The organism is Staphylococcus sp. LKG4-2, assembly GCF_050955665.1.
Taxonomy (GTDB): domain Bacteria; phylum Bacillota; class Bacilli; order Staphylococcales; family Staphylococcaceae; genus Staphylococcus; species Staphylococcus saprophyticus.
On the sequence record NZ_CP194532.1, the window covers coordinates 924000 to 937189 of the forward strand.

Consider the following 13190-nt stretch of genomic DNA (forward strand, 5'->3'; position numbering starts at 1 on the left):
TATAAAGGAGGTTAACTCATGGGTTACAGAAAATTAGGTCGTACTTCTGATCAACGTAAAGCGATGTTACGTGACTTAGCTACTTCACTTATCGTTAGTGAACGTGTTGAAACTACAGAAGCGCGTGCAAAAGAATTACGTAGTGTTGTTGAAAAATTAATCACTTTAGGTAAAAAAGGCGATTTAGCTTCACGTCGTCAAGCAGCTAAAACTTTACGTAATGTTGAAATCTTAAACGAAGATGAAACAGTACAAACTGCATTACAAAAATTATTCGGTGAAGTTGCTGAACGTTATACAGAACGTCAAGGCGGTTACACTCGTATTCTTAAAGTAGGTCCTCGTCGCGGCGATGGTGCTGAATCAGTAATTATTGAATTAGTTTAATTTAAATACATGTACTACTATATATAAAGCAAATGAGTGCAACGATAATGTTTGCCACATACAAATATTGTCTAGCTCAGAGTACCCCATCAAAACTAAATAAAACTTTAAAGCGTGAACTCAAAAATTATGATGGGGTGCGCGCTTTTTTATATTATTAGACCCCCTTAATTCCAAAGGAATTTAGGGGGTCTTATGCAATTGCGGAGCAATAGTAATCGACTGAACCTTAATTCCAAAGGAATTTAGGGGGTCTTATGCAATTGCGGAGCAATAGTAATCGACTGAACCTTAATTCCAAAGGAATTTAGGGGGCCTAATGCAATTGCGGAGCAATAGTAATCGACTGAACCTTAATTCCAAAGGAATTTAGGGGGTCTTATGCAATTGCGGAGCAATAGTAATCGACTGAACCTTAATTCCAAAGGAATTTAGGGGGTCTTATGCAATTGCGGAGCAATAGTAAACCACTGAACCATAATTCCAAAGGAATTTAGGGGGTCTTATGCAATTGCGGAGCAATAGTAAACCACTGAACCTTAATTCCAAAGGAATTTAGGGGGTCTTATGCAATTGCGGAGCAATAGTAATCGACTGAACCATAATTCCAAAGTAATTTAGGGAATCTTATGCAATTGCGAGCAATAGTAAACATTAATTATTGCAACTTAAACACGTTTTTAAATTAGAATACGGATTGATTTTGTCACAATGATTAACTATCTAAACTTTCTTTAGATTACCTTTTCATGTAAAATAGATAAGGTATATAAAAAGCGTTATGATTAATTGGGAGGCTAGAGATATGGATACGCATGACAATATTATTACATTTAACCATGTTAGATTTAAATATAATAGTGATGAGCCACTTGCGTTAAATGATGTATCTTTTGGCATTCCAAAAGGGAAATGGACTTCAATTGTTGGTCATAATGGTTCTGGTAAATCTACGATTGCAAAATTAATGGTCGGTATTGAAAAACCTAGTGATGGGCATATTTATTTTCGTAATCAATGTATTAACCAACAAAATTTGAGTGATTTGAGACAGCATATAGGCATTGTCTTTCAAAATCCAGAAAATCAGTTTGTGGGTTCTACAGTAGCGTTCGATGTCGCTTTTGGACTTGAAAATAATAGCGTCTCATATGACGATATGCAACGTATAGTGCCCAAAGCGTTGGAAGACGTTGAAATGTTAGATAGAGCAGATTATGAGCCACAGTCACTCTCTGGTGGTCAAAAACAACGGGTTGCAATTGCTGGTGTTCTTGCACTAAATACAGATGTAATTATATTGGATGAGGCAACGTCTATGTTAGATCCTGCAGGAAGAAAAGAACTTATTAGTTTAATCCATCGCTTGAAAGAAGAAAAAGAGGTTACAATCATTTCTATTACACATGACTTAACTGAAGCTGCAGAAGCAGATTATTTAGTTGTCTTAAATGATGGTGAAGTATATCAAACAGGTAAGCCGCATGATGTATTTAATGATGGAGACGGTTTGACGGAAATTGGGTTAGATTTACCTTTTTCTATTCGCATGGCACGTACTTTGTTGGGGAGCACGGATTTTATAACTTATGAAGGGCTGGTAAAAAAAATATGACAGTCAAATTTAGTCAAGTAAGTTATGTATATCAAAAGGGTACCCCATTTGAACATGTAGCTTTAAGGGATATTGAAACTACATTTCAACAAGGGAAATATTACGCAGTCATAGGTCAAACTGGTTCTGGTAAATCGACATTAATCCAGCATTTTAATGGTTTACTTAAACCTTCTACCGGTAAATTGCAAATCGATGATATAACCATTACCCATAAAACTAAGGATAAAGTATTGAAACAAATTCGTAAGCGTATCGGTGTTGTGTTCCAATTTCCTGAATCACAACTCTTTGAAGATTCAGTAGAAAGAGAAATATTGTTTGGTCCAAAAAACTTTAATATGCCTATAGATGAAGTGAAAGCACGTGCATATAAGCTATTAATCGATTTTGGTTTTAGTAGAGATATATTGCAGCAATCACCTTTTCAGATGTCTGGTGGTCAGATGCGAAAAATTGCTATAACATCTATATTGGCTATGGATCCAGATATCGTTATATTAGATGAACCTACGGCTGGACTTGATCCAAAAAGTAGAGATCAAATAATGAAAATGATTAAAAAACTGCAAGTAGAACAAAATAAAACAATCATACTTGTGACACACGAAATGAATGATGTTGCAAAATATGTGGATGAAATAAAAATAATGAAACAAGGTCAACTCGTCGAAGAATGCTCACCTAGAAAGTTGTTTAGTGATACGAATTATGTTAATCAATTGCATTTAGATGTTCCAGATGTTGTAAAATTGCAAAGAGATATTGAGGATAAATATCAATATTATTTCAATAAAATAGCATTAACAGAAGATGAATTTATTGATATGTATAAGGAGTGGCAAGAAGATGAAAGATAAGTTTATAATTGGACGCTATCTTCCTTTAAATACAATTATCCATCATTTGGATCCTAGAGCTAAATTAATATTTGTATTTTTATTTATTGTGTTAATATTTTTTGCACACTCATTTGGAACATATTTATGGTTATTTATTTTGATAATTAGCATTATGAAATTAGCACATATAAAATTTTGGTTCTTAATTAAGGGATTAACACCAATATGGATATTTTTAATATTTACCTTTCTTATGCATTTATTTCTAACTAAAGGTGGTTCACGCATATTTGAAATAGGATTTATTTCTATAGATATACAGGGTATTCTAGAAGGTATCTATATTGTACTTAGACTGATGTTTATTATCATGATATCAACGATTATGACCTTAAGTACAAGTCCGATAGATTTGACTGATGCGTTCGAACGATTATTATCACCGCTTAAAATTGTTAAAATACCAGTACATCAATTGAGTATGATGATGTCCATTGCACTTAGATTTATACCAACATTAATGAATGAATTAGATAAAATTATTTTAGCGCAAAAATCACGTGGTTCAGAAATAAGTTCAGGTGGACTTATTAACAGAATCAAAGCATTTATACCCTTACTTATCCCATTATTTATTTCAGCTTTCCAAAGAGCAGAAGATTTAGCTATAGCCATGGAAGTAAGAGGGTACGATACTCAAAAAATACGTACCAGCTATCGCAGATTAGAGTGGCAGTTTAAGGATACAATTACATTAATTTTGATTATACCCATTGCCATTATATTATTTGGTTTTAAATATTTAGGAGTGTAATAACAGATGCGAGTCTTAGTTAATATTTCATACCAAGGGAGCCAGTTTCTTGGTTTCCAAATTCAGCAACACGGAAGAACCATTCAACAGCAATTTGAAAAGATATTAAAACGCATGCATAAGCATGAGGTAAGAATACATCCAAGTAGTAGAACCGACAGAGGCGTACATGCGATTGAACAGTATTTTCATTTTGATACAGAATTAAATATTCCAGAACAGCAATGGCAATATGCAATGAACCGTGCGCTACCAGATGATATTTATGTCAATGATGTTTCTTTTGTTAATGATGATTTTCATTGTAGATATGATTGCGTTGGAAAATCTTATCGTTATAAGATTTATCAATCAGCCCATAAAGATCCATTTCTTTGTGGATTAAAAACTTATGTGCCTGAACAGTTAGATATTGAAAAGATGAATATGGCAGCGCAACATTTTATAGGCACACATGATTTCACAGGCTTTTGTTCTCAGAAGACTGAGGTTGAAAGTAAGATAAGAACATTATATGAAAGTCGCATAGAAAAGACAGAAAGTGGCTTTGACTATATTGTCACAGGCTCTGGATTCCTATATAATATGGTACGTGTGTTAATTGCATTTTTAATAGAAGTGGGTAAAGGCAAGAGAGAACCACAAGAGGTCCCACAGTTATTAGAAGCAAGAGATCGTAATCAAGTTCCCTTTACCGCACCGGCTGAAGGATTGTACTTAGAGAAGATTTATTTAACACCCAATGAATTAATTCAAGACTTTGGTAATAATATAAAAATACATCAAAAAAAATCATCACAAAATCTTTAAATTAGATTGACAAAACGACAGAAAAATTATACGATTACTAACGGTATTGTTTTATATCACCCACGATAAGCCCCGGAATCTTATTGTGTAACACGATATAGAAGCACGTAGAAACAAACAATTAATAAAATAAATGAAATCTAAGTTTTAAAAAGTATAAACTATTAAACGAGAAACATTTATTCATTCTAGGAGGACAATTATATGCGTCAAACATTTATGGCTAATGAATCAAACATTGAGCGCAAATGGTATGTTATTGATGCTGAAGGTAAAACACTTGGTCGTTTATCATCAGAAGTAGCAGCTATTTTACGCGGTAAAAATAAAGTAACTTATACACCACACGTTGATACAGGTGATTACGTAATCGTCATCAACGCTTCAAAAATCCATTTCACTGGTAATAAAGAGCGCGATAAAATGTACTATCGTCACTCTAACCACCCAGGTGGAATTAAATCAATTTCAGCTGGTGAGTTAAAAGCGAATAACCCAGAACGTTTACTTGAAAATTCAATTAAAGGAATGCTACCAAGCACTCGTTTAGGTGAAAAACAAGGTAAAAAATTATTTGTATATGGTGGCGCTGAACATCCACACGCTGCACAACAACCAGAAAACTACGAGTTACGTGGTTAATTAAAAGGAGGAAATTACATTGGCACAAGTTGAATATAGAGGCACAGGCCGTCGTAAAAACTCAGTAGCACGTGTACGTTTAGTACCAGGCGAAGGTAATATTACTGTAAACGGTCGCGATGTACGTAGCTATTTACCATTCGAATCATTAATTTTAGACATTAACCAAGCATTCGATGTAACAGAAACTAAAGGTAACTATGATGTATTAGTTAACGTTCAAGGTGGAGGATTTACTGGACAAGCTCAAGCAATCCGTCACGGAATTTCTCGTGCATTATTAGAAGCTGATCCTGAATACAGAGGTTCTTTAAAACGCGCTGGATTACTTACTCGTGACCCACGTATGAAAGAACGTAAAAAACCAGGTCTTAAAAAAGCTCGTCGTTCACCACAATTCTCAAAACGTTAATATTACCGAAACTGTTGCGAATCTATTGTTCGCTTACAGATTTGGTACACGAGTTGCAACAGCAATTTGTGTTCAAATTAATCATCGTTTTAAAGCTCCAGCATAAGCTGGAGCTTTTTTTATTTATTATAGATATCACAATGACTACTAAATGATGCTTATTTGAGTCATTTAATCTATAATAGTAGTACACAATTTTTTAATTTGGAGTACGAATATGAAAAAGAGAACAGCGATATATACAACTATCGTAATGATGATTATTTTATTTGTCATCATTACAATTTCAATTTTTAAATTTAACGACAATAGAAAAATTAGTCATAACGATCGTAGTCATATACCCACGTTTTATTTACATGGTTATGCAGGTACAGGAAACTCAATGAAGTTATTAGTGAACGCTGCTCACCAATCAGATAATGAAAAAGATGTTGTTAGGGCAAGGGTATCTCGAAATGGAATGGTGACATTTGAAGGGGATTTAAATTTTAATGCGAAAAATCCAATCATTGACATTATTTTAGAAGATAATACAAATAAAGATTTAAACAAAAATGCACAGTGGATTCGAAATGTCATCATTGCGACCATGACACAGTATCATTTTAATAAATTTAATTTTGTAGCACACTCCATGGGTAATCAATCTTTCAGTTATTATATGTTGAATTATGGTGATGATCTGCATTTACCAAAACTAAATAAACAAGTTAGTTTAGCAGGAAATTTTAACGGCGAAGTAGACATCAATGGTTTAGATTTAAATATAACATTGAACAATCAAGGAAAACCTAATTTAATGTTAAAAGATTATAAAGATATATTACCAATGAAGCATGAATATCCTAAAGATGCTCATGTGTTAAATATTTATGGTGATATTGGCAATGGCACACATTCAGATGGACGTGTAACAAATGTATCTTCAAAATCGTTGGAATATTTACTAGGAGATCACATAGCAAGTTATGAAACCTTTAAAGTGACGGGCCCTCAAGCAGAGCATAGTGAATTACATGATAATCAAACTGTCATAGATAAAATCAACACATTTTTATGGGGAAATGAAAAGCATTAACAAAATAAGCCAGTGTCTACCCAATCATCATGTTGGTAGCACTGGCTTATTTAAGCATTAGCTTTAGATAATAAATTTAATAATGATTTACGATTTTCTTCACCAAATACGTGTGGTTGAATCATGATTTCGTCAATATCAAAATCTGTCATCATTAATTTTAATTTTGAGATGACTTCATCTGGAGAACCTACGATAACTCTATTTTGATGTTGTTCTATTTTTTCTAATTCGCGGGACGAATATTTTCGTTGTGCTGCATAAGAGGTCGACGGATAAAATTTAGGTTGATCCAAGTAGTTAATTCGCAGTAACCATAGATGAAAAGCATGTGCTAATGACTCACGCTGACTTGCGTCGGTAGCTGTTATGACGAAAGAAGACATAATTACATATGACTGTTTTGCTGGGTGATATTGTTTGAACAACCAACGATAATGATTAATCACTGATTGTATTTGATTTTTATTTTGCCCCATGTTGGCAATGACAAAAGAGAGTCCTTGTTTAGCCGCAAGTGTAGCGCTTGTTTTACTTGTACCTAAGATGAACATATCCGGTTTGGTTTCTATTATCGGTGTGGCACGTAAATCCTTATAACGGTGGTTACTATCTGTGTCATCATTAAAATAATGTATTAAATCTTTAATTTGCGTTAAGTAGTCAGGTTGCTCTGATTTAAATTCATTTAGTGCTTGATTGACATTTTTATAACTTGGAGAATGACCAGTACCTATGTTTACACGGTTAGGATGGCGTGCTTCCATAACTTTAAATATTTCAGCGACTTTATAGGCACTATAGTGAGGCAACATGATACCGCCACTGCCAATTTTAATCGATGTCGTATTTTCTAATAAAGACATCATTAGCATTTCAGGTGCGCTAGAAGCAACAGACAATACTTGGTGATGTTCTGCAATCCAATAACGTTGATAACCTAATTGTTCGGATAATTGTGCTAAAGCTACAGCGTGATTGATTGCGTCTGTTGCACTACGTCCTTCAAATATTGGAACATAATCTAATATACTTAGTTTCACAATAGATTTCCCCAATCTTCAATATTAAGTTTAATTTGTATAATATAGCCAAATCATAACATGAGCTGATAAGTCTAAATAAGCGATTTGATTGATAGAACAAAACTATCTCTATAGAATATAAGAAAAGAGTGAATGGAGGCAATATAATGAAAACAGAAAGAATCGTATTAGCCAAAAGACCAGAAGGTATTCCTTCTAATGATGTATTCAAGTATGAAACAGTTGAAGTTGGTATGCCAGATAGTGAAGAAATACAAATTGAGACGCTCTATATTTCAGTAGATCCATACATGAGAGGTCGAATGGATGATAGTAAATCATATATTACACCATTCCAATTAAATGAACCAATGAATGGTCACATCGTTGGTAAAGTAACTGAATCCAATGCGGATGGGTTCAATAAAGGTGACATTGTTACAGGTACTTTCCCTTGGCAAAAAGTTGTGAATGTAAAAGCAAAGCATGCCATTAAGGTTACGCAAACGAATATCCCTTTATATTTATATCTAAGTGTACTAGGTATGACGGGACAAACGGCATATCATGGTTTATTAAAAATTGGACAACCCCAAGAAGGAGAAACGGTTGTAGTATCAGCCGCTTCAGGTGCGGTAGGTTCAGTAGTGGGTCAGATAGCTAAATTAAAAGGCGCACACGTAGTGGGGATTGCTGGTGGCAAAGAAAAAACGAACTACTTAACTGAGTCTTTAGGATTTGATGAGGCTGTTGACTATAAAGCAGATAACTTTTCAGAAGCACTGTCCAAAGCAGTACCTAATGGTGTAGATGTTTACTTTGAAAATGTTGGCGGTACTGTCGGAGATGAAGTAATGAAACACTTAAATCAATTTGCACGTATACCTGTGTGCGGTGCTATTTCAGGTTACAATAATACAGAAATAGAATATGGCCCACGTATTCAGCCAATTATTATTAAATCACAGGCCTTAATGCAAGGCTTTATCGTGGCAAATTATGCCGATGATTTTGCTAATGCAAGTAAAGAACTTGCGCAATGGGTACAACAAGATAAGATTAAAACAAAAACTTCAGTAATGGAAGGATTCGACAATGTACCAGAAGCCTTTAGAAACTTATTTACAGGTGATAACTTTGGTAAACAAGTCGTTCAAGTTTCGGATAATAACTAATTATTAAGGAGATGCATGTTATGAAAGCGATTGGTGCAGATAAAAATTTTAATTTAGATGAAGGTAATTTATTTTACGAGTTTGATACTGAAACGCCACAACCAAAGCAATATGAATTACTGGTTCGTGTTAAAACAATCAGTGTGAATCCGGTAGATACAAAAATAAGAAAAACACCAGTAGAGCATGCACCACGCATATTGGGCTATGATGGTGTAGGTATTGTTGAGGCGGTAGGACCAGATGTAAGCTATTTTAATGTTGGTGATGAGGTATATTATTCTGGATCTCCAAAATATCAAGGGTCTAACCAAGTTTTGCAATTAGTAGATGAACGATTAGTAGCTAAAAAACCAAAGAATATATCAAATGTGGAAGCGGCAAGCTTGCCTTTAACAGGACTTACAGCATATGAAACATTATTTGATGCTTTTAAAATTTCATTTAATCCAGAAGAAAACAAAGGTAAATCTATCTTAATTATTAATGGTGCAGGCGGTGTAGGAAGTATCGCTACGCAAATCGCAAAGCATTACGGTTTAAATGTTATTACAACAGCATCACGTGAAGAAACAATTAATTGGTCCAAAGATATGGGTGCAGACATTGTGCTTAACCATAAAAATGATTTAGCTGAAGAATTCAAGAAATATGAAATAAGTGAAGTAGATTATATCTTCTGTACATTTGATACGGATATGTACTATGAAAAGATGATTGAATTAGTAAAACCTAGAGGCACGATAGTTACGATTGTAGCCTTTAACAATAAGCAAGATTTAAACTTACTCAAACCTAAAAGTATTACATTCACACATGAATTCATGTCAGCCCGTCCAATTCATGAAACAGAAGATATGCAAATACATCGTGATTATTTAACAGATATAACTGAAAAAATCGAAGCGGGTATTTATAAACCAACTGTTACAGAAGTGATTGAAGGTTTAACTGTCGATCATTTATACGAGGCGCATGTTAAACTTGAAAACCAAGGAATGATAGGCAAACTGGTTATTAAACTATAAGTGTAAACAAAGTCATTTTATTTAAACATGCAATATAAACGTATTATAAACATCTTTTAAATTAGGCCACTTAGCAATGGTTAATTTAAAAGATGTTTTTTTAATTTCGAAGCGTGATTATTAATATTTAATTATCTGTAACACTGTTCGCTGTATACGAATATATTCAAAAAGATAGGGTATGTATCATACATAAAGTATAGGGAGTGTGTAAATTTGATATGCGTCTAAATAAATTAACAGTGGTATTTTGGGTAGCATTACTAATCTGTACGCTATTTGTGGTGTATGGTGCAGTTTTACCTAAGCAACTTGAAATGGTTACGCAAAATATTACGAATTTTATTGCAGTCAATTTTGGCTGGTATTATTTATTACTTGTATTATTTATTTTAATTGTTTGTGTTTATTTATTATTTTCAAGGTATTCATCTATTACTTTAGGGGAAGAAGGAGAAGATCCTGAATTCTCTTTAAAATCATGGTTTGCCATGTTATTTAGTGCGGGTATGGGTATCGGTTTAGTATTTTGGACAACTGCAGAACCTATTAGCCATGCATTCACTTTAACACCGTTACATAAGGCAGGTACACAAACCGCCATAAATGAAGCTATGCAATTCTCATTTTTCCATTGGGGCGTTCATGCTTGGGCTGTATATGGCATAGTTGGACTTGTATTTGCTTATTTTAATTTTCATAAAGGTTATCCAGGTTTAGTAAGTGCTACACTAACACCTATTTTAGGAACTAAAATGATGAGAGGACCTATAGGTGGTTCGATAGATGTCTTAGCTATCATTGCCACAGTTACAGGTGTAGCAGCAACATTGGGATTTGGTGCTTTACAAATCAATGAAGGCTTGCATTTCTTATTCGATATTCCGTCGAATTTTGTAACACAAGTCATTATTATTGTGATAGCAACCGTATTATTCACATGGTCAGCGTGGTCTGGTATTGATAAAGGGATCAAAAATCTAAGTAATATCAATATGATTTTAGCTTTTATTGTATTACTTGTTCTATTTTGTGTCGGACCAACATTGAATATTTTAAATACGTTTACCAATTCATTGGGAGACTATATTGCGAATTTCTTTAATATGAGTTTACGTATCCCACAAGCAGGCGGAGAAAAATTCCAATGGCTACAACAATGGACGATATTCTATTGGGCATGGTGGATTTCATGGGCACCATTTGTAGGTATATTTATTGCACGTGTTTCTAGAGGTAGAACGATTAAAGAATTTATACTGGGGGTACTATTTGTACCAGCAGTTGTTTGTTTCTTATTTTTTGCAGTCTTTGGTGCGTCTGCCATCTATTTACAACAAAATGGAATTGCCAATATTGCAAAAGAAGCAACCGAAACAGCGACATTTGCGACGTTAGAACATTTTCCATTAGGGTTTGTACTCAGTATAGTGACATTAGTCATTATTATGATTTTCTTTGTAACTTCAGCTGACTCAGCTACGTATGTTTTAGGTATGCTTAGTTCGAAGGGCAGTATCAATCCTTCAGGTTTTGTTAAAGTAAGTTGGGGCATTATTTTAGCATTATTCGCTATGATTATGATCTATACTGGCGGCACGCAATCTATTCAGAACTTATTAATCATCGCAGCCTTGCCATTCTCGATTGTTATTATATTTATGATTTGGTCACTTTTTAAATCATTATCTATTGAAAAACCAAGGCCTAGTAATAAATTAATGATTTCAGATGATAAGCTTTTACAATATCGTAAAGCAAATCAGGAAGATAAATTTGAACAAAATAGTAAATAAGCAAAATTTAATAGTGAGTCCCAATTTGTTTTGCCAAAATTGTTAAAAATAAAATTCAATAAAAATGTTTCTAAGAATTTTTTTAAGGGTATTTATTCTGTATGACAAGTACATATTATCAAAGCATAGGAGGTGTCATACGAGGTGAAACGACTTAAGAATTTTATCCTTGGCCTTTTAATCGTAGTAATTGTTGGCTTTTTACTCTTTATGTATATTAAAGATTCCAGAATAACTCAGTATCAAGATTATTTTACTCAGTTTAACTGGTTTGAACCAACACTTATTGGATTAGCCGCATTACTTATTATTATTGGTCTCATTTTAGTATTCAGCTTGTTTAAACCTACGTATAGAAAACCTGGACTTTATAAAGATTTTGAAGATGGTCATATTTATGTGTCTAGAAAAGCGGTTGAAAAATCAGCTTACGATACACTTACACAATATGATCAAATACGTCAACCAAACGTCATTGCTAAACTTTATAACAAGAAGAAGAAATCTCACATTGCTTTAAAAGCAGATTTCTTTGTTCCTGGCGATGTTCAGGTTAAATCTTTAACAGAAGAAATTAGAAATGACATCAAGCAAAATGTTGAGCATTTTACAGAACTACCTGTTTCTAAATTAGAGGTTAACGTTAGAGATCAAAAAACTTCAGGCAAACGTGTGTTGTAAGGGAGGGTTATCATGGCTAACAATAATAACCAAAATGGACAAGATTCTACACAAGAAGTGGTTGATTTTTTCAAAACTTTTAAATGGAGAATTATCGGCTTCTTGGCATTCTTAATCATTGCGATTTTATTCCTAACTTTAGGTTTTTGGAGTACAATTTTAATTTTAGTATTATGTTTGATTGGAATAGGAATCGGGTATACTAAAGACCGTAAGCAAGACTTTTTAAATTTCCTTAATCGATGGAGTTAATCGATTAAAATGATGTAACAAAGTAGTAGTGATTATTAAGTATTTATAAAATAAATTTTATTTAACAAAGTAGTAGTGATTATTAAGTATTTATAAAATAAATTTTATTTAACAAAGGAGAATGTATTATGGCAGTAGATAACAACAAAGCTAAACAAGCTTATGACAACCAAACAGGTGTAAATGAGAAAGAACAAGAACAAAGACAAGAGCAACAAAATCAACAACCTGAGTTCACTAATAAATTATCATTTTCTGATGAAGTAATTGAAAAAATTGCTGGTATTGCAGCACGTGAAGTTAGTGGTATTTTAGAAATGAAAGGCGGATTTGTCGACAACATTTCTAGCTCATTCGGTAGCAACAACAATGTATCACAAGGCGTTAGTGTTGAAGTTGGTGAAAAACAAGCTGCTGTTGACTTAAAAGTTGTTTTAGAATATGGCGAATCAGCTCCAAAAATCTTCCGTAAAGTAACTGACTTAGTTAAAGAACAAGTTAAATATATTACTGGTCTTGACGTAGTTGAAGTTAACATGCGCGTTGAAGATGTAATGACTAAAAAAGAATGGTCTCAAAAAAATGAAAAAAGCCAAAGCTCAAACAATGAGGACAAAGGTTTACAATAAT

General features: G+C 33.4%; 15 protein-coding genes. 14 read left to right on the plus strand and 1 reads right to left on the minus strand.

Annotated features, from left to right (window positions below; genetic code table 11):
- The first annotated feature begins 18 nt into the window (after positions 1–18).
- From rplQ to ACM6UH_RS04430, 8 genes are all read left to right on the plus strand, one after another.
- Positions 19–387, plus strand: coding sequence for a 50S ribosomal protein L17 (rplQ, locus tag ACM6UH_RS04395; RefSeq protein WP_002482638.1), 369 nt, complete (start codon positions 19–21; stop codon positions 385–387).
- An 805-nt stretch (positions 388–1192) separates the two neighbouring features.
- Positions 1193–2002 carry an energy-coupling factor transporter ATPase gene (locus ACM6UH_RS04400; RefSeq protein ID WP_011302607.1) on the plus strand — a complete coding sequence of 270 codons (810 nt, stop codon included), beginning with the start codon at positions 1193–1195 and terminating at the stop codon, positions 2000–2002.
- Positions 1999–2862, plus strand: coding sequence for an energy-coupling factor transporter ATPase (locus tag ACM6UH_RS04405; RefSeq protein ID WP_011302608.1), 864 nt, complete (start codon positions 1999–2001; stop codon positions 2860–2862). Before ACM6UH_RS04400 ends, ACM6UH_RS04405 begins: the two co-directional genes overlap by 4 nt.
- Positions 2852–3658, plus strand: coding sequence for an energy-coupling factor transporter transmembrane component T family protein (locus tag ACM6UH_RS04410; RefSeq protein WP_069793701.1), 807 nt, complete (start codon positions 2852–2854; stop codon positions 3656–3658). The genes ACM6UH_RS04405 and ACM6UH_RS04410 overlap by 11 nt, the downstream gene beginning before the upstream one ends.
- A 6-nt stretch (positions 3659–3664) precedes the next feature.
- Positions 3665–4468, plus strand: a complete 804-nt coding sequence (truA, locus tag ACM6UH_RS04415) for a tRNA pseudouridine(38-40) synthase TruA (protein WP_011302610.1) — start codon at positions 3665–3667, stop codon at positions 4466–4468.
- Between the two features lie 204 nt (positions 4469–4672).
- On the plus strand, positions 4673–5110 hold the full coding sequence (gene rplM / locus ACM6UH_RS04420; RefSeq protein WP_047504367.1) for a 50S ribosomal protein L13: 438 nt from the start codon (positions 4673–4675) through the stop codon (positions 5108–5110).
- A gap of 19 nt (positions 5111–5129) precedes the next feature.
- Positions 5130–5522 carry a 30S ribosomal protein S9 gene (rpsI, locus tag ACM6UH_RS04425; RefSeq protein WP_002482644.1) on the plus strand — a complete coding sequence of 131 codons (393 nt, stop codon included), beginning with the start codon at positions 5130–5132 and terminating at the stop codon, positions 5520–5522.
- Positions 5523–5739: 217 nt separating this feature from the next.
- Entirely contained in the window at positions 5740–6603 is an 864-nt protein-coding gene (locus tag ACM6UH_RS04430; RefSeq protein WP_011302612.1) for an alpha/beta hydrolase, read from the plus strand.
- Between the two features lie 50 nt (positions 6604–6653).
- Here ACM6UH_RS04430 and ACM6UH_RS04435 read toward each other — a convergent pair whose 3' ends face one another.
- Positions 6654–7646: an LLM class flavin-dependent oxidoreductase gene (locus ACM6UH_RS04435; RefSeq protein WP_011302613.1), complete on the minus strand. Its 993-nt coding sequence runs from the start codon at positions 7644–7646 to the stop codon at positions 6654–6656.
- A 149-nt stretch (positions 7647–7795) separates the two neighbouring features.
- On the opposite strand from ACM6UH_RS04435, the gene ACM6UH_RS04440 reads away from it, so the two are divergent.
- From ACM6UH_RS04440 to ACM6UH_RS04465, 6 genes are all read left to right on the plus strand, one after another.
- A complete protein-coding gene (locus ACM6UH_RS04440) occupies positions 7796–8803 on the plus strand; it encodes an NADP-dependent oxidoreductase (protein WP_061050507.1) in 1008 nt (335 codons plus the stop codon).
- 20 nt (positions 8804–8823) lie between these two features.
- Positions 8824–9831, plus strand: coding sequence for a zinc-binding alcohol dehydrogenase family protein (locus ACM6UH_RS04445; protein WP_061050508.1), 1008 nt, complete (start codon positions 8824–8826; stop codon positions 9829–9831).
- A gap of 221 nt (positions 9832–10052) precedes the next feature.
- Complete coding sequence (locus tag ACM6UH_RS04450) at positions 10053–11627, plus strand: BCCT family transporter (RefSeq protein WP_011302616.1); 1575 nt, start codon at positions 10053–10055, stop codon at positions 11625–11627.
- A gap of 144 nt (positions 11628–11771) precedes the next feature.
- Positions 11772–12308, plus strand: coding sequence for an alkaline shock response membrane anchor protein AmaP (gene amaP, locus ACM6UH_RS04455; protein ID WP_011302617.1), 537 nt, complete (start codon positions 11772–11774; stop codon positions 12306–12308).
- Between the two features lie 12 nt (positions 12309–12320).
- Positions 12321–12560, plus strand: coding sequence for a DUF2273 domain-containing protein (locus ACM6UH_RS04460; RefSeq protein WP_011302618.1), 240 nt, complete (start codon positions 12321–12323; stop codon positions 12558–12560).
- Between the two features lie 128 nt (positions 12561–12688).
- Complete coding sequence (locus tag ACM6UH_RS04465; protein ID WP_011302619.1) at positions 12689–13189, plus strand: Asp23/Gls24 family envelope stress response protein; 501 nt, start codon at positions 12689–12691, stop codon at positions 13187–13189.
- Position 13190 lies beyond the last annotated feature (1 nt).